This window comes from Maribacter sp. ACAM166 (assembly GCF_005771495.1).
Lineage (GTDB): Bacteria > Bacteroidota > Bacteroidia > Flavobacteriales > Flavobacteriaceae > Maribacter.
The window spans coordinates 18,733-37,418 of sequence record NZ_VAUW01000003.1 but is presented as its reverse complement, the minus strand read 5'-3'; the positions used below and the strand labels follow the sequence as shown (position 1 = coordinate 37,418).

The 18,686-nt window shown below is 36.0% G+C and carries 12 protein-coding genes and 1 pseudogene; 3 read left to right on the top strand and 10 right to left on the bottom strand.

Annotated features, from left to right (window positions below; translation table 11 throughout):
- Positions 1-40 precede the first annotated feature (40 nt).
- Positions 41-979, bottom strand: coding sequence for a DUF1080 domain-containing protein (locus ES765_RS02865; RefSeq protein ID WP_138111089.1), 939 nt, complete (start codon positions 977-979; stop codon positions 41-43).
- Positions 980-1,177: 198 nt separating this feature from the next.
- Here ES765_RS02865 and ES765_RS02860 point away from each other — a divergent pair, with 198 nt between their 5' ends.
- Positions 1,178-4,603, top strand: coding sequence for a HEAT repeat domain-containing protein (locus ES765_RS02860; RefSeq protein ID WP_138111088.1), 3,426 nt, complete (start codon positions 1,178-1,180; stop codon positions 4,601-4,603).
- Position 4,604: 1 nt separating this feature from the next.
- On the opposite strand, the gene ES765_RS02855 is transcribed toward ES765_RS02860, so the two are convergent.
- Both ES765_RS02855 and mnmA read right to left on the bottom strand, forming a co-directional pair.
- Positions 4,605-5,546, bottom strand: coding sequence for an NAD(P)H-dependent flavin oxidoreductase (locus tag ES765_RS02855; protein WP_138111087.1), 942 nt, complete (start codon positions 5,544-5,546; stop codon positions 4,605-4,607).
- A 68-nt stretch (positions 5,547-5,614) separates the two neighbouring features.
- Positions 5,615-6,805, bottom strand: a complete 1,191-nt coding sequence (gene mnmA, locus ES765_RS02850; protein WP_138111086.1) for a tRNA 2-thiouridine(34) synthase MnmA — start codon at positions 6,803-6,805, stop codon at positions 5,615-5,617.
- 374 nt (positions 6,806-7,179) lie between these two features.
- Here mnmA and ES765_RS02845 point away from each other — a divergent pair, with 374 nt between their 5' ends.
- A complete protein-coding gene (locus ES765_RS02845; protein WP_249356214.1) occupies positions 7,180-9,051 on the top strand; it encodes a fasciclin domain-containing protein in 1,872 nt (623 codons plus the stop codon).
- Positions 9,052-9,109: 58 nt separating this feature from the next.
- On the opposite strand, the pseudogene ES765_RS02840 reads toward ES765_RS02845, so the two are convergent.
- The 4 genes and pseudogenes from ES765_RS02840 to ES765_RS02825 all read right to left on the bottom strand — a co-directional run bounded on the left by ES765_RS02840 (position 9,110) and on the right by ES765_RS02825 (position 14,557).
- Positions 9,110-10,330: pseudogene (locus tag ES765_RS02840) on the bottom strand (IS3 family transposase).
- Between the two features lie 374 nt (positions 10,331-10,704).
- Positions 10,705-12,558, bottom strand: coding sequence for a membrane protein insertase YidC (gene yidC, locus ES765_RS02835; RefSeq protein ID WP_138111085.1), 1,854 nt, complete (start codon positions 12,556-12,558; stop codon positions 10,705-10,707).
- Positions 12,559-12,626: 68 nt separating this feature from the next.
- On the bottom strand, positions 12,627-14,264 hold the full coding sequence (locus tag ES765_RS02830) for a CTP synthase (protein WP_138111084.1): 1,638 nt from the start codon (positions 14,262-14,264) through the stop codon (positions 12,627-12,629).
- Between the two features lie 59 nt (positions 14,265-14,323).
- A complete protein-coding gene (locus ES765_RS02825; protein ID WP_138111083.1) occupies positions 14,324-14,557 on the bottom strand; it encodes a DUF3820 family protein in 234 nt (77 codons plus the stop codon).
- Positions 14,558-14,605: 48 nt separating this feature from the next.
- On the opposite strand from ES765_RS02825, the gene ES765_RS02820 reads away from it, so the two are divergent.
- Positions 14,606-15,475: a hydroxypyruvate isomerase family protein gene (locus ES765_RS02820; RefSeq protein WP_138111082.1), complete on the top strand. Its 870-nt coding sequence runs from the start codon at positions 14,606-14,608 to the stop codon at positions 15,473-15,475.
- 95 nt (positions 15,476-15,570) lie between these two features.
- Here the strand turns inward: ES765_RS02820 and ES765_RS02815 are convergent, their stop codons facing one another.
- From ES765_RS02815 to ES765_RS02805, 3 genes are read right to left on the bottom strand one after another with little or no spacing between them, the layout of a single operon-like run.
- The gene (locus tag ES765_RS02815) at positions 15,571-16,059 is read right to left on the bottom strand and encodes a DUF922 domain-containing protein (RefSeq protein WP_249356213.1); all 489 of its coding nucleotides are present in this window, start codon (positions 16,057-16,059) and stop codon (positions 15,571-15,573) included.
- A gap of 32 nt (positions 16,060-16,091) precedes the next feature.
- Complete coding sequence (locus ES765_RS02810) at positions 16,092-16,496, bottom strand: OsmC family protein (RefSeq protein ID WP_138111081.1); 405 nt, start codon at positions 16,494-16,496, stop codon at positions 16,092-16,094.
- Positions 16,497-16,498: 2 nt separating this feature from the next.
- Positions 16,499-18,685 carry a LysM peptidoglycan-binding domain-containing protein gene (locus ES765_RS02805; RefSeq protein WP_249356211.1) on the bottom strand — a complete coding sequence of 729 codons (2,187 nt, stop codon included), beginning with the start codon at positions 18,683-18,685 and terminating at the stop codon, positions 16,499-16,501.
- Between the last annotated feature and the right edge of the window lies 1 nt (position 18,686).

Genomic DNA, 18,686 nt, shown 5'->3' with positions numbered 1-18,686 from the left:
AGCCTCCAAATTTGGAGGCTTTTTTTAATGTTAACTTCGACTATCCTTTTGTTAAAGGAATCATTTCTAATTTCCTGAATTCTACAGTACCATGGTCTCCTTGAATCATAATTGGGCCTGCTTCAGCTTCATTATTATCCAAAGCACCACCTGTCATACCATCAATATTCTGGTTTGAAATAATGGTCTTTCCGTTTGCAACAATAGTTACACGTCTACCAATTAAAGTTATATCATACGTTTGCCACTCTCCAGCTTTCATAGCTACATTCTCACTAGGTGAAAGAAGTCCATACACTCCTCCGAAATATATAGAAGAAGCATCTAAACCAATATTATCTGCTATCTGTACTTCATAACGACCTCTCAAATACAATCCGCTATTACTCCCTTCTGGATAACGAAATTCTGCATGAAGTTTAAAATCTTTGAATTTTTTTTCTGATATCAGGTTTACTCCAGGTTTTGGACTTGTCAGTATTCCATCAACAACTTCCCATTGATTATTAGGTTTTACATCCCATCCATTTAAATTTTTACCATTAAATACAGATATTGACTTGCCCTCCTTAGGGTTTGTATAAAATGGCAATTTAGGTGATTTGGTAGCGGTCCAGTTATAGGTTTTACCATCAACATAAATCATGGTACCTTCAAGTCCGTCACCCACAATTTTTCCTTCAAACTCCATATTGGTAGCACCAGGTTCCCATTGTGGCGGAATTTCAAATGAAAAAATGTCTCCATATTTCTTTACTTCAGCTATAGGTCGTGCACTTCCGAATGCATATGTGAACCTACCAATTAATATGTTTGTACCAGAATGTCTAATTTCTAGCCATGATGGTAATTTTTCTCCTTCTTGATCAATCGTTAAATTCCATTTCCCTTCTAAAGGATGCCCTTCTTGAGCAACTAAAACATTCACATTAATAGCAGCAAGAAAAAGAAGAACAAAAGTTATTTTTATCGTATTCATAGTATTATATATTTGATGTGCTTTCAAATATAATGGAAGTTTTAAAATACTGTTTCCACTAGACGAACTAAATCCTATCAAAATCAAAAAAATACAGTATTTTAAATATGATGTTAATAATAAAACTACAAGTGATTTTGATTACTGATTAATTACAATAATGGTTACATTTAAAGCCTAATCCTTTCAAATCTTAACATGACATCATTTCAAAAGTTACTTCTAGGTATTCTTCCCCTATGTCTTTTGACTTTTTCCTGCGAACAAAAAACACCAATTGAAATTCCTTTAACCATCGAACAAGATAGCACTGCGCTACTTGAAATGGCGAAACTGGCTAGAGAAAGTGTTTCTGCAAAAGTTGCAGATGGCTTAAAATTAAGCCTCTGGGCTTCAGACTCCTTGGCGCCTGACCCAATCGCAATGGACATAGATGATGAAGGTAACGTTTACATTACACGTTCAAACAGAAATAAAAATTCAGAATTTGATATTCGAGGCCATAGAGATTGGATGACCGAATCGATTGCCTTGGAATCAGTTGAAGAACGAAGGGCGTTTTTACACAAAACATTTGCACCCGAACTAAGCAAGGAAAATGAGTGGTTTCCAGATTTAAACAATGACAGTATTCATGATTGGCATGACCTTACCGTTGAACAAGATGAAATTTGGATGTTAGAGGATACGGATAATGATGGAATAGCCGATATCTCTACACAAATACTAAATGATTTCAATGACGAAATCAACGATCAAGCAGGTGCCCTTTTGGTTCGAGATGAAGATGTATTTGTAGGTATTGGTCCGGGTATGTATCGATTGAGGGATACTAACGGTGATAAAATTTTAGATAAAAAAACAAGTATTGCTACAGGGTTTGCAGTGCATATTGGTTTTAGTGGCCATGGTATGTCTGGCGCTATTGAAGGCCCTGATGGAAAAATTTACTGGGGTATTGGCGATATTGGAGCAAATATTACGACTGTTGACGGTGAAAATCATAAATATCCAAATGAAGGGATTATTGTAAGAAGTAATCCTGATGGTTCTAATTTTGAAGTATTTGCCCACGGACTTCGTAATACACATGAGTTCGTTTTTGATGCCTACGGAAATATTATTTCCTCTGATAATGACGGTGACCATAAAGGTGAAAGTGAAAGATTAGTTCATATTGTTGAAGGATCCGATGCAGGTTGGCGTTCTAATTGGCAGTATGGGAAATATACAGACCCTAAGAACAACGGCTATAATGTTTGGATGGATGAGAAATTATTTCTTCCGCGTTGGGAAGGTCAGGCGGCCTATATTATGCCTCCTATTCAGAATTTTCATAATGGACCGACAGGTATGCAATACAACCCTGGTACTGCTTTAGGAAAAAAATGGATGGATAAATTCTTTTTGGTGGAATTCGTCGGCGACCCTACTCGTTCACATATATGGGCTTTTGATTTAAAACCTAAAGGAGCTTCTTTTGAATTGAATACGGATGAATCTATTTTATCAGGAGTTTTACCAACAGGAATCGATTTCGGTCCTGATGGAGCTTTATACCTCGCTGACTGGGTCAATGGATGGGGGAGTAAGAATTATGGTAGGGTTTGGAAGTTAGATGTTACAGAGAGCGCCAATGACCTCGAGCAAGAGCGATTGGAAACCCAACGATTGATGACCCACAACTATAAGGAAGACGATACCGATAATTTAGTAAAACTTCTAAGCTACGGTGATATGAGAATACGCCAAAAAGCACAGTTCGAATTGGCAAAGAGAACATTTTGGGGTTATAGAGCTTTAAAAAAGGTACTTACAGAAGAAGAAAATCAGTTTGCACGTATTCATGCCATTTGGGGTATAGGACAGATCGCAGCTAATAATAACGACGATGCGGAACCTTTACTAAAATTATTAAATGATAGTGATCCTGAAATCATCGCACAGAGCGCCAAGGTTTTAGGAGATTTAAGGTATGAAGCAGCAGCCGATAGTTTAATTTCCCTTATCACACACGAAAATGATAGGGTCAAATTTTTCGCAGCACAAGCGTTGGGTAGATTGAAATACGAAAAAGCAATTGAACCATTATTAGATATGATTGTTGCCAATGATGACAAAGACTTATACTTAAGGCATGCTGCAGTTTTGGCATTATCCAGAATTGGCAAAACAGCACCTATTCTAGCACTTTCCGATAATGAAAATAGAAGCTTACGCCTTGCTGCAGTTCTTATATTAAGAAAATTACAAGAAGCGAACATCTCGGCCTTTTTGTCTGATAAAGATGAATATATCGTTACAGAAACAGCTAGAGCAATCAATGATGATCTGTCGATTGAAAATGCTTTACCTGCTTTGGCTGCAACACTTGAGAATAAAGGGTATACATCAGAGCCTTTACTAAGAAGAGCTATTAATGCTGCCTTGCGTGTTGGCGGAGAAAAGGAATTGGATTTACTTATAAATTTTTCAAAAAGGAAAAGTGTTGCCAATAATTTACGTGGCGAAGCACTTGCAGCATTAGGAACATGGAACAACCCTTCTCTTTTAGACCGTGTAGATGGCAGGTATAGAGGTGAAGTTTTACGGGAGGGAAATCAATTACAAAATAAAATTGAAAAGGATATTCCCATTTTTCTAGAAGACCGGAATCCTGAACTATTAATAGGTATCTCTAAAACTATAAGTGCCTTAGGCATAAATAACTACAATGATGATTTATACAGAATATTCAAAACCAGTAAATCTCCAGAAGTAAGGGCATCGCTTCTAAACACTTTAGGACAAGTAAGCTTTGATAAAATGGAGACTGCTATGATTACTGGTATGCAAGATTCTAATGAACAAGTTAGAACTGCTGCTGTCGGTCTATTGGGCAAATTAAATCTTCCCAAAGAAAAACTACCTACAATCGTAGGACCTATTTTTAAGAAAGGTTCAGTTTCTGAACAACAGCGAATGTTAAATGTTTTAGGTGACCTTCCTGTCGAAAACAGCAATGCCATTTTAGCAAGCCTAATTGATAAAGCAAGTAAAGACCAATTAGGACAAGGAATATTATTGGATCTTATGGAAGCTGTAAAGGCAACCGAAAACCCTAAATTGATTGCCCGATTAGATAAACTTAAAAAAGCCGGTTATTCGGCCGATTCTTTTCAAGAAACTCTTTATGGTGGTAGCTGGTGGGCTGGTAGAACTGTATTCAATAATAACCCTACGGCGCAATGTGTTCGATGTCACGCGGTAGATGGGTCTGGTGGAGAAGTTGGTCCAGCATTAGATAATATCGCCAATATCTTAAACAGAAAGCAATTATTGGAAGCACTTATAGAACCTAGTGCCAGACTTGCACCAGGGTATGGTTCTGTAACAATTACCTTAACAGATGGTCAAAAAGTACAAGGCGTTTTAATTGAAGAGCGCAAGAATGATTTATTATTACGAACATCTGAGGCTGAACCTTTGGAAATCCCCTTAAGAAGAATTGCTAAAAGGGAAAACTCAATGTCTGCAATGCCTGCAATGGGACGAATGATTTCTAGAAGAGAATTGCGTGATTTAATGGAGTATTTAGGAAGTTTGAAAAACAAAAAAGCAGTAATTGAAGGAGAAGGAGTTTAATCTACAATCTGAATAGTTCATCTTTTCTTAGATTAAATTCATTCATCATCTCTTTTATTATTTGGCCAGCTGGTTGTATGTCATGAATCAATGCAGATACTTGACCTATTTCTAGCTCGCCATCTTCCATATCACCTAAAAACATTCCTTTTTTAGCTCTGCCACGACCTAAAATTAATTTTAATTCTTCGGTAGACGCACATCTCAGATACGCACTTTGAACCTCTTGAAAGAATTTGTTTTTTAATAATCGCACAGGGGCGAGTTCTTTTAACGTCAAAAGGGTATCTCCTTCTTGTGAAGCAACAACCCTTTCCTTGAAATTAATATGATTCGAAGCTTCTAAAGTTGCTACGAACCTGCTGCCTACTTGCACACCATCGGCCCCAAGAACCATAGCAGCTAGCATAGCTTTACCAGTAGCAATTCCTCCTGCAGCGATTAAAGGGATTTGTATTTTTTCTCGTACGGCAGGAATTAAAACGAACGTAGTTGTTTCATCTCGACCATTATGTCCACCAGCTTCAAAGCCTTCTGCGACTATGGCATCGACACCAGCATCTTGTGCTTTTATAGCAAATTTCAAACTGCTGACCACATGTACAACCGTTATCCCTTTATCTTTTAAAAAAGAGGTCCAAGTCTTTGGATTACCTGCGGAGGTTATGACAATCTTCACATCCTCATCAATAATAATATCCATAAGCTTATCAATGTCAGGATAAAGCATAGGAATATTTACCGCAAAAGGGTTTGAAGTAGCTTTTTTACATTTTTGAATATGCTCACGTAAAACATCAGGGTACATACTACCAGCACCAATAACACCTAAACCTCCGCTATTGGAAACTGCGCTAGCCAAACGCCAACCACTGGTCCATACCATACCACCTTGAACTATTGGAAATTCAATATTGAAAAGTTCTGTGATTCTATTCTGCATGAGAAAATATTAAATACGTGACTTTTAAAATAAGCCTAAAAGAAAGTTTTAGAAACGTTTTCCCTAAATTAAGAAATTACACCAGAACCGATAAGTTCATCATCTAAATACCATGCAACGAACTGCCCTTCGGTAATTGCAGATTGCATTTCTCTAAAATCAACATAAATTCTACCTTCAACCTTATAAAGTATAGCATCCTGTAATGCTTGCCTATATCGTATACGTGCCTTAACCTTTAAGGTTTCATCGCTTTTTAAAGATAAATCAGTGCGTACCCAATGTATTTCTTGTTCATTCACGAACAAGGTTCGTCTATACAACCCAGGGTGCGACTTACCTTGACCTGTATAAATAACATTCTCCTTAACATCCGTATCTATGACAAATAAAGGCTCTTTCGTACCGCCTACATGTAAACCTTTACGTTGACCTTTTGTGAAATAATGTGCTCCTTGGTGTTCTCCCACAACCTTACCGTCATTAATAGTGTAAGCTGGTTTTTCTGCAAAAAATTCAAGCTCAATTTCCTTATTGGAAAATGTAGGAGTAGCCCTTTTATATGTACCAAAAGCCGCAGGAACCTCTACAATTTTTCCTGTTTTGGGTTTCAATTGTTGTTGCAAAAATTCGGGAAGGCGAACCTTTCCGATAAAACATAAGCCTTGAGAATCTTTTTTATCCGCAGTAATTAAGTTCATTTCAGCAGCAATTTCTCTTACTTGCGGTTTGGTCAACTCTCCTATCGGGAATAAAGTTTTAGCCAACTGTTGTTGTGATAATTGACATAAGAAATAGGATTGATCTTTATTATCATCCTTACCAGCTAATAATTGATATGTTTCTGTTCCATGTAAATTATGTAACGTCCCTTTTCTACAATAATGTCCAGTCGCTACAAAATCAGCCCCTAATTGTAATGCTATTTTAAGGAACACATCAAATTTTATCTCCCGATTACAAAGAACATCGGGATTAGGGGTACGCCCCATTTTATATTCTCTGAACATATAATCAACGATACGCTCCTTATACTCAACACTTAAATCAACTGTTTGAAAGGGTATACCTAATTTCTCGGCAACAATAAGTGCGTCATTACTATCTTCTAACCAAGGGCATTCTTCAGATATTGTAACCGAGTCATCATGCCAGTTTTTCATAAACAGGCCAATAACGTCATAACCTTGTTCTTTTAGCAAGTATGCGGCAACACTTGAATCTACACCACCAGAAAGTCCTATTACTACTTTTTTCATAATCCGATATTCGTCGCAACAAAAATACAAAATTACAGCCCCAAGACTTTTTATTGGTGTTAGATTAATACTACAGATTGTTTAGAATATTAGGAGCCCTTCGAAAATCACCTTCTGATACTATTTAAAAATAGCATGTTCGTATGTAAAAGTCAACTAAAATTTTATTTTATGATTACATATTTGTTAAACTTTTAATAAATATTCATAAACATTATTTCTATTACCCTACACTTCAAACCCCTATCAAATCAATATAAATTGACGTATTTATTCATATTATCAGTATATTAACTAATTTTATTTAACATATCGTTAATCTTTGTGTTTCTTATTTTGTTTAGTTTTATTTAAATATTCTTAAACATATAAACATGAAAACCTTTAGTAAAATTTTAAAATCTACAGCATTGGCACTAATGCTAGTTTTTGCTGCATCGTGTAGCGATGATGACAACCAAGATCCTGTAATAATTATGGAGGATGATAATATCGTTGAAGCAGCTCAAGCGACTAGCTCACTTAGCAGTCTGGTCTCCGCTTTAACAAAAGCCGATGAAAGTGCAAACAACGACCTAATCACTGCACTAAGTGGAGCAGGTCCATTTACTGTTTTGGCCCCCACAAACGATGCCTTTACAAATTTATTAGCTAGGCTAGACGGATTTGACTCCTTAGATGATTTCAACAATGAGCAATTACAAGATTTATTAGCCACTATTTTAACGTACCATGTTGTTTCTGGTGCTGCAGTAAGTTCTAGTGAATTGACAGAAGGTCAAACCATAACTACACTACAAAGTGAAAAGCTTACAGTTAGCTTGGCAAGCGGCGTTACATTCACCGATGCTGCAGGTGAAATAGCTACGGTAACTACAGCAGATGTGGTAACTGAAAACGGAGTAGTTCATTTGATTGATAAAGTTTTAATTCCCCAAGCTGCTTTAGACGCTTTAAGTGATATTTTATTGAGTTCTATTACAGATTTAGCAATTTCAGTACCTAGTTTAAGTATTTTAGTTGATGCATTAATTGCAGCTGATGGAGACTTACCTACAGTTTTAGCAATTGACGGACCTTTTACTGTTTTTGCACCTACAAACGACGCTTTTGAGGCGTTTTTGATTGCAAACGATTTTGCAAGTCTTAATGAAGTACCTGTTGCAGTTCTTACACAGGTATTATTAAATCATGTAGTGGCAGGCACCAATCTTTCTACTGACCTAACAACAGGATATGTTTCCTCACTTTCCACCGCTGGACCTGATGGTGCAAATTTGAGCATGTTTATCAATATCGAAGATGGTGTTATAATCAATAGAACTTCAACCGTTACCGCAGCAGACAACAAAGCAATTAACGGAGTAGTACATATTGTAGATGCCGTAATTGGATTACCAAATATCGTAGACCACGCTGTTGCAAATCCTAATCTAACTTCATTGGTTGGTGCTCTAACAGCAAATAATAACACGACTTTTACCACGCTTTTATCTGATACAGATACAGATTTTACCGTTTTCGCTCCTTTAAATTCAGCTTTTGACGGTTTCATGAATCCTTCAGACAATGACATTAATACTATTTTAGCAAATCACGTAATTTCTGGAGCTGCTGCTAATGCTGCAAGTCTATCGAACACCTATTTTAATACGCTAGCTACGAACGCAGACGGTGATAATTTGAGCATTTATGTCAATATAGATGATGGAGTTAAATTAAACGGAGCAAGTACAGTAGCTGCTGCTGATATCGTTGCTACCAATGGAATCATACATGCTGTTGATACTGTTATAGACTTACCAACAGTTGTTACTTTCGCAACAGCGGACCCAAATTTCAGCTCATTGGCTGGAGCATTAACCGCTGAAGGCCAGCCTGATTTCGTTAGTGTACTTAGCACTCCAACTGGAACAGACCCCGCTCCTTTTACGGTATTTGCACCTACGAATGATGCCTTTGCTGCATTGGCAGCAGTTCCTGAAGGTGAAGCGTTAACAGCTGTTCTTTATCATCATGTAATTGCTGGCGCTAATATTGTTTCAGGAGATTTAACTGATGGATTAGAATCCCCAGATACATTGGAGGGAGATACGTTGACTTTTGCAATTGATGCCGATGGCAATGTAACGATTACTGATGGTTCCGGTAATTCAGGTATTGGCATCATTGCAGTTGATGTTCAAGCCAATAATGGCGTTATACATGCCATAAACACAGTAATGATTCCAAATACAAGTAATTAATCAAATTAATTGGAATGAGTCGTCCTGAAATAGGTTGACAGTTATTAAAGGATTGATATTAGACCTGAGAAGCTAGCTTCTCAGGTTTTTTGTTGTGTATAAAATTAATTGTTTTATAATTGAGATTCAAATGTGGTCTTTTGTTATTATATGCGTCGATTGATTCCAAAATGAGTTGTTTTAATTCTTTCCGGTTACTACATTAATATATCAAGAATTCCCATTTTAACATGCCATTGATTCATTCGGCCAATGTATTTTGGTAACATTCATTTCCGTCTGTCATTGATGGTCTAACGTTATTTTGTTGTAGCTCTTTTTGATATACGGCCGAACAATATTACAATCCCCTATCGGAATGATTGACTAGGTTTTGATTGGTCAACCTATTGTTGTTTGCCATTTTTATTGCCTTTACAACGTTCTCCGCACTCATGTCATCACTAAGGCGATAGCCCATTATTTTTCTGCTATAGGCATCTGTAACTAGTGATAGATAATGAATCCGTTCCCTACTTTTAATGTATATACTATCACTAACAAAGAATTCTTCAGGTCTTGAAGCTTTGATTTCCTTCATTAGGTTAGAGTGCTTTCTAAGCCAATGGTTAGAGTTGGTGGTCTTGGCGTAATTCTTCCCTGGCCTTATCAGAATGGATTCTGAATGTAAATATCTAAACAGGGAATCCCTTACTATTTTTATATTATTCTTCATAAATTCATCCTTGAGCAAGTAATATAACTTAGGGGTACCGAGTCTTGGCATCTCCTTACGAATACCATTGACCAAGTTCTTGCTTTTCAAAAATTCTTGTTCTCTTTTTAAAAAACATTTTTCGCCTTGATAGATAGCTTGTCTACTTATCCCAAACAATCGACAACAACGAGATAAACTTAATCGATGTTCTTGTCGGATGCGCTGAATTGATTTGGTAAATGCTTTTTTATAATAGCGGTGCCGTACTGCTTGTCCGAGATATCGATTATCGTATTGAGAATCCTGTTCCTTAATTTTTCATCGTAAATATCTCGCTACAAGCGCTTTATATTTTGGTCGGGTATTTATTTTAATCTTGGCATTTGATGGCGTATTGGGTTGCTCCAATCTAAAGTACCATGTTTTCTGCGCCAAACCCAAACAGTACTTCTACCCTGAATACCATAGGCAATCTGTGCTTGCTTGTAAGTCATCTCGCCCCTTTTCCACTTGGGAAACAACAGCTAAATTATAATCACGTTGACTGCACTTCTTTCTAGTAATCTTTGACCTTTCATAAATAAGTCGATTTTATGTCAACTTATTTATGGACGGGACAGAATAAGTCAAAAAACCACAATTTAAACTTGCGGCTTTTTTTTTGTATCCATAACATTAAAATAAATTATATAATCAAGATCAGCTTAATTTAAATTTCAAACTTTTATTCGATAAGTATCATTCGATTTAAAAGTATATGAAAACATATATTAACCCAAACAACAACATACACTCCGTTAGCATACAATTAGTCTCACTTTACAACTAAATTTTTCAAAAATTGTAAAATAATCACATCTTTACTATCCCAAATCTTACCAAACCAATCCTTAATCAATGGCAAAAGCCCTTTCAAAATTGAAAGGGCTTTTTATTTTTTATAAAACTAAATAGTATTATTTTTTCTTATTCGATTCTGCCTGCTCCATCATTTCACGCATCTTCTTCTGAAATTTATTCTCCTTTTTAGGCTTCTTTTTATTCTCCTGTATTTGGGCATGTATCTTATCATTATCCAGAATAAAGTTCTTTATAATCAGCATAATACCAATTGTAATCATGTTAGAAACAAAGTAGTACAAACTCAAACCACTCGCATAGTTGTTAAAGAAAAACAGCATCATAAAAGGCATCAAGTACATGATAAACTTCATATTAGGCATTCCTGGCTGGGTTGGCATATTTTGTCCTGTAGTCATCATCATATAGAAAAAGATAGCAATCGAAGCTAAAATAGGGAACAAACTCACGTGGTCACCATAAAATGGAATTGAGAAGCCTTCTGGGAATTGATAAATGGTATCAAAAGACGAAAGGTCATCTGCCCATAAAAAAGATTTTTGGCGTAACGCAAATGAGGTTGGAAAAAACATGAACAGCGCATAAAATATAGGCATTTGAATAACTGCCGGTATACAGCCGCTCATGGGACTCACGCCTGCCTTGCCATACAACTTCATGGTTTCTTGCTGCTTTTTCATCGCATTATCCTTGAACTTTTCGCCCATCTCTGTAATTTCAGGTTTTAATACCTTCATTTTGGCTTGGGACAAATAGGACTTATAAGTAACAGGTGACATTGCTAAACGAACCAATATGGTCATAATAACAATAGCAATACCATAAGGAAAATACGTGCTAATCAAAGAATAAAACGGTGTAAAAACATAACGGTTAATCCAACCGAAAATTCCCCAACCAAATGGAATGGAATCTACTAATCCTAAATCTTCATATTGCGTAAGGATCTCTACATCAGTAGGTCCAAAATACCAATGTAAATCTTTAGATATTTCACCAGCTTCAACTTCTAATGGTAATGCCGAAGCATATTCTTTTGTAAACCCGAAGGTTCTACTCTCCTCTTCTACTAAATTTACCGAAGTCAATTGACCACTTTTAAATGGTTCATCTGCAGCGAGTATACTACTAAAAAAGTGTTGCCTGTAAGAAATCCATTTTATATTCTCTTCCGTTTCCTCATCATCACTACCCTCAGAAAGCTTGCTTAGCTTATCATCTTCATGATTGTACGTCAATCGTGTATATCGATTTTCGTATTGAATACTTTTAGAGTGACGAATTGCTTTTAATTTCCAATCTAATTTAACTGGTTTATTGTCACTTATAACATTATCCAAACCTTTAGACTTAATCGTAAAATCGACCAAATAATCATTTGGTTTCATTTCATAACGATATTCTAAATATTGATTGTTAGCCGTTTTCGCCTTCAATGAAAGCACTTGATTACCGTTAGAATTGGTTAGAGTTGGCTCAAAATAAAGGTCTTGGGTGTTTAAAACTCGATTATCAGAAGTTGAAAAATCTAATCCGAAAGAGGCATTTCCATCCTTTACTAAATACACCGGAATTGAATCATAGGTTACGAAATTTTTCATTTTCGCTTCTACAATTTGCCCACCTTTGTTACTTATCTCCAATAGAAGCACCTCATTCTCTAATATTGTTGTGGCATTAGAAGGTTTTGTAAAACCAAATGCACCTAACTTACCTTGATAATTGGCAACCGCTGTTGAATCTCGTAAATCTAACTGAGGAACTTGATTTATTACAGTTTCGGTTTCTGCATTCTCATCAACTTTTTTAACATCTATTTGCTCTTGTTTTGCCTTTTCAGCCTCCACCTCTTCTGGAGTAGGCTGATTCTGGTAAAACATAAAGATGAGTATTCCAAAAATCAGCACAAAGCCTATGATGGAGTTTACATCAAATTTCTTTTCTTCCATGTGGTATTTCTAAGTTAATTGGGAATATTTTAATTTCAAGAAAGCAAATATATGCCCAAATATAAAGTTTATGCCATTGTGGCATTAGTTTGTGCTTTTTTATACTCCAAAGCTGCCTTAACAAAGCCTACAAATAAAGGATGTGGATTCGCTACGGTACTCTTATATTCTGGATGATATTGTACTCCTATGAACCAAGGGTGATCTTTTAATTCAACGATTTCAACCAAATTAGTTTCTTTATTAAACCCGGTCGCAACTAAACCAGCATTTTCCAATTGCGCCAAATAGACATTATTAAATTCATACCTATGGCGATGACGTTCAGATATTTGCGTGGCTCCTTTATAAATACTCTGAGCCAAACTCCCCTCTTTCAATTCACAATCCCAAGCTCCCAAACGCATCGTACCTCCCTTATCGGTAATAGTTTTTTGCTCCTCCATTAAACTGATTAATGGGTTGGTAGTCTTTTCATCCATCTCAGTAGAGTTCGCATTGGTTAGACCTAAAACATTACGTGCGAATTCTATAACCGCCATTTGCATTCCCAAACAAATACCTAAAAAAGGAATCTTCATTTCGCGCGCAAACTCGACAGCTTTCACTTTACCCTCAATTCCTCGTTCACCAAAACCTGGCGCTACCAAAATACCGTCTAAACCTTTTAATTTACTTTTATAATTAGTAGGTGTAATGTATTCTGAATGTATCGACTTGACTATGACTTTAACCTCATTTGAAGCACCTGCATGTATAAATGATTCTAAAATAGATTTATAAGAATCTTGTAACTCGACATATTTACCTATTAAACCAATAGTAACCTCATTCTTAGGGTTCTTATGCCTCACTAAAAACTCGTTCCAACGATCTAAATCTGGTTCTACCGTATTGGGCAATGCTAATTTTTGCAAGGTCACGGTATCTAAACCTTCTTCTTGCATTAAAATAGGCACATCATAAATCGTAGAGGCATCTATACTCTGTATAACCGCCTCACGCTTAACGTTACAAAAAAGGGCCAGCTTATCTTTAATCTCGTCAGAAATCTCATGTTCGGTTCTACACACAAGTATATCTGCCTTAATACCGCTCTCCATCAAGGTCTTAACTGAATGCTGAGTAGGTTTTGTCTTTAATTCACCTGCTGCAGAAAGATAAGGCACTAAGGTCAAGTGTATAACAATAGCATTGCTATCACCCAACTCCCATAATAACTGTCGTACGGCTTCAATATATGGAAGAGATTCAATATCCCCAACGGTTCCACCTATTTCGGTAATAATGATGTCATATTCGCCACTATTGCCCAATAATTGAACACGCTCTTTAATTTCATTTGTGATATGTGGAACCACTTGAACTGTCTTACCTAAAAATTCGCCTCGACGTTCTTTATCAATTACGCTCTGGTAAATTCTTCCGGTAGTAACATTATTTGCTTGAGATGTGCGAACATTCAAGAATCGCTCATAATGACCTAAATCTAAATCTGTTTCTGCGCCATCATCGGTCACATAACATTCGCCATGTTCGTATGGATTTAGAGTTCCTGGATCTACGTTAATATAGGGGTCCAGTTTTTGAATTGTAGTTTTATATCCGCGAGACTGCAGTAATTTCGCCAAGGATGCAGCAATGATGCCTTTTCCTAATGATGAAGTAACGCCTCCCGTAACGAAGATGTATTTGGTTTGTGCCATTTGTAAAATTCTATGTTACGGGATACAAAGTTACAAATTGAGGTTAGAACTTAACGGCTTTACTTTGGAAAATGTTTTTGTATTTTTCGAATTATCGATTCTAGGCCATTTGTTTTGATTTCTACCATAGATTGCAATAAATCTCCCAATTTTCCGTCGGGAAATCCTTTTTGCTGAAACCATATCAAATAAGATTCTGGTAAGTCTATCAAATATTTCCCTTTGTATTTACCAAAAGGCATACGGTAATGGGCTAATTCTATTAACTTTTGCTTATCGGGGTGTATTTCCATTTTTTAATCTAAAAAAATTATCTTTAAGGAATCAACAATTCAAACAACATGAAAAGAAGAAATTTTATCGGAACCTCAGCGGCGGCCTCTGTTGGATTCTTAACTACTTCAGCAGCAACGGCAAATAATAAAAAAGAAGTACAAACAGATAAATTTAAGTACAATATAAACCATAGTGTCTGTTATTGGTGCTATGGAACCATACCTTTTGAAGATTTTCTGAAACATTTAGTAGAGATGGATATTCGATCTATCGATTTAGTTGGCCCCGAGGAGTTCCCTTTATTAAAAAAATATAATATTCATGCCTCTATGTGCTGGGGTGCCGGATTAGGTATAGAAAAAGGATGGAACGACCTTTCCTTACATGAAGAATTGATTGCTGATTACAAAAGAGTAATTCCTTTAGTTGCAGAAGCGGGCTATACAAACCTAATCTGTTTTAGCGGAAACAGAAATGGAATGGACGATTTGGTCGGATTACGCAATTGCGCTAAAGGGCTTAAAAAAATTATGCCTTTGGCCGAAGAACATGGTGTAGTTATACAAATGGAACTCTTAAATAGTAAGGTAAACCATAAAGACTATATGTGTGATACTTCAGAATGGGGAGTTTCACTTTGCGAAACTATTGGTTCTGAAAGTTTCAAACTACTGTTTGACATCTACCACATGCAAATTATGGAAGGTGATATTATTAGAAACATTCAGGACTACCACCAGTATTATGGTCACTATCATACAGGCGGAAATCCTGGAAGACATGAAATCGATGAAACTCAAGAAATTTTCTATCCTGCGGTGATGAAGGCGATTATTGAAACAGGATATACAGGGCATGTTGCACAAGAATTTGTACCAAGTTGGGAAGACAAACTGGCAGCTTTAAAACAAGGCGTCACCATTTGTGATGTATAAATTTAACACTAGACAGTAAATGTCTTATTTTTAATAAATAAAGCACTTCAGTTTGAAGTGCTTTATTTATTAAAACTTAAGTAATCGAATAATTTCTATTCGATTAATGCAGATTCAATTTCATCTAACCACCTTTCTTGCACGGTTAAATTTCTAGAATAATCGGTTTCCGAATCGTATTTATTTTGAAAATCATTTAGTTGACGAATGATTACTTTATATATCTTACGCACTTCTTCTTTAATGTTCTCACTAAATTTTGTGTTCGCCAATTGCTCACGTAATTTACGGGCATATAGCTCCGTAATATCAAAATGAAGTTGCTCATGTAACAATGTCATTTCATTACAGAACTTAGGCTTGTACCAAGATTGTTCAGGATAAAAGTATGTGTGAACATTAAAATGAACCTTACGTTCATCGCCTTCATAAAAAGTCTCAAAATTATAACTAATTCCGCTTGCCGTAGTTGCGGCCGCACTTGACCCTACTGGGTCAGTTCCTATAAAATCTTCCCAACTTAAACGAACATCAGGTCTCCACTGTACTCCTTTTTGACTTTGAATGGAATAAACTTTGAACATTGCCAAAAAAAATAGTACGAAATATATACCTTTTATATATCCCACTGGTAGGTTATGACTTTCTCTATATCTGGATGTAAACTATAATGCACAGGGCACGTATCTGCGGTATGTTGTAAAATCTTTCTTTCCTTGTCAGACACATGTTTTGGTAAATGCAATTCTACCTCAATTTTAGAAATTCTTCTAGGTGAAGCAGACATATGTTTAGTAACTGATGCTGTCGAACCTTTTAAATCCACTTCCAATCCATTAGCTTTTATTCCCATCATGGTCATCATACAACTAGCCAAACCTGTTGCGACAGTATCCGTAGGCGAAAATGCTTGACCCCTACCATTATTATCCACAGGCGCATCTGTTACAAATATACTATTGGATTTGAGATGAACACATTCTGTTCTTAATTCTCCGTTATAAGTTACCTTTGATGTCATGTTTATTGTAATTCTTTAATTCTTAAATCATCAATCATCATTATATAAGATGCTTGATTATAATACCCCGAAACACCCTTTCTTTCGTAATCGAATTTATTTCCACTATATTCGGTTTCACCAATAAATCTAGAAACATCGATTAAATCGTTTTTATAGGCTAACTTCAATAACAAATCATATACTAGGTCAAAACCTCTAACAGCGTATCTATCCGGATCATCACCAAAACGTTTTCTATACTGTTCAACAAATGAATTATTTACCACTTCTTTATACACTGAAGGGTATGTAAAATTCAGATTAGATAAGTGCGTATTTGATATCACATCATTATCAAAGGAAGGGTTCTTATCTGTTGTAAACATTCTCACCTTCACCTTGTCTTCTCCCTCTAAAGGATCAAAGGCTATATTATTGAACGAATTCAAAATAGATACAACACTTGAAATCAATTTAAAATTTTTGGACTCGACAAATACCCAATTGGGAACTTGATCAGATAGCAGCGTTTGCAATTTATCTCTATTTATCCCAATATTCTTCTCCTCTTCCTTAACCACTACTACTTGGGCATTTGGGAAACGCTTTATAATTCCTTCACGTTCCAACTTACTTTTTTCGTCAGCAATTACCAGAATTATTTCTTCGGTATGTAGCTTTTCTACATAGTCTAACATATGCTTACGCAAAACAGGCTCTTCTGTATAAGAGAAAAATACATTATTTAGACTTATAGCACTCTTCGCCGGTACCGGGGCCACCACGGGAACATTATATTTAGATGCCTGTACCGCTGTTTCCTTCAGCGATGGAATATCCAAAGGACCAAATATCGCATTATACCCTCCAAGATTTTCACTTTGCAATATCTGTTTGGTACGAATTAAATCTAACTGATTATCAAATGTTTTCACATCAATTGAAACGCCTAATGCTTTAAGTGAATCCAACGCTACAAGGGCTCCAGAATAAAGACCTAGACTATATTTCGAGTCATTCCGTTTTGCAATAGTACTCATTGAAAGCTCCTTATCCGATAAATTCAACTTATCCAAACGGAAAGGCAATAAGAATAAAATTTTAGGAGTAACACCAACGTTAATACTATCCAACAAGTTGACCTTGTCCAATACCAGCGAGTTTCGCACTTCAAAGTCACCTACGTTGTTTTTAGGTAATTTTAGTACCATTCCTGCTTTTAATCCGTCTTTTAAATCTGGATTCAACTGAACCAGCTCCGCCCAAGTCATACCAAATTTTCTAGTCAACCTAAATTCATTTTGTTTAGGCTTAACTTCATAAAAGATATAATTATCTGTGTTGATTACACCTGGGTCTACTTTCTTTTCTGGAATACGAATTACCATTCCTTCTTTTAAACCACCACGTTCTAAAATTTCAGGATTGAGACGAACTATTTCATCAGATTTCACATTAAACTCCTGCTCTAAACGGTAAAAATTCATTTTAGCAGGAACTGTATAGGAAATAAATAATTGCGTTACCTGATTACTAACCGTGGAACCTGCAATTTTAGGCATTAACAATTCAAATCCCTCAGATATATAATTATTGGTTTTTGATAGTTCTGGGTTAAGAACCAACATACTATCAATGGCAATTCCATATTTATGTGCGATACTCCATCTTGTTTCTTTTGGAGCTACAATATACTTTTCATAATCACCTGAATTCAATGTACTTTCTTGCTTTTGCGGCGCCTTATATTTAGGTATACGCAAATTCATCTTCTTCTTGAGTGGTGAAGCATATAGCTCCTTGTTGTATTTCTTAAGTTCCTCCTCAGTAATTTTATATTGTTGGGTAATCCCAAAAATAGTTTCCCTTTTCCTGACCCTATGCGATGTAAAACCAACCGGCTCTCTGGCAACAATAGAATCTTGCATAATATCTTTGCTAAGATTAGAAACAGGTGTGAAAGGCTGTGTCACAATCTTGACACCCGGCACGACCAGAATGGTGTTAGCTCTTAATTGCTGACCTAGTTTTATTTCCTTATTATACTGAAGGATGTTTGCAGGTGTAACCCCATAAAATTTAGAAATACCTTCTAAGGTTTCCCCTGCTTTCACTTCATGGGTATGGAACTTTTGTCCTAAAGCGGTACAAGAGACCAATAAGCAAAATGCACTAATGATATAAACTTGATTAATTATATATTTCATA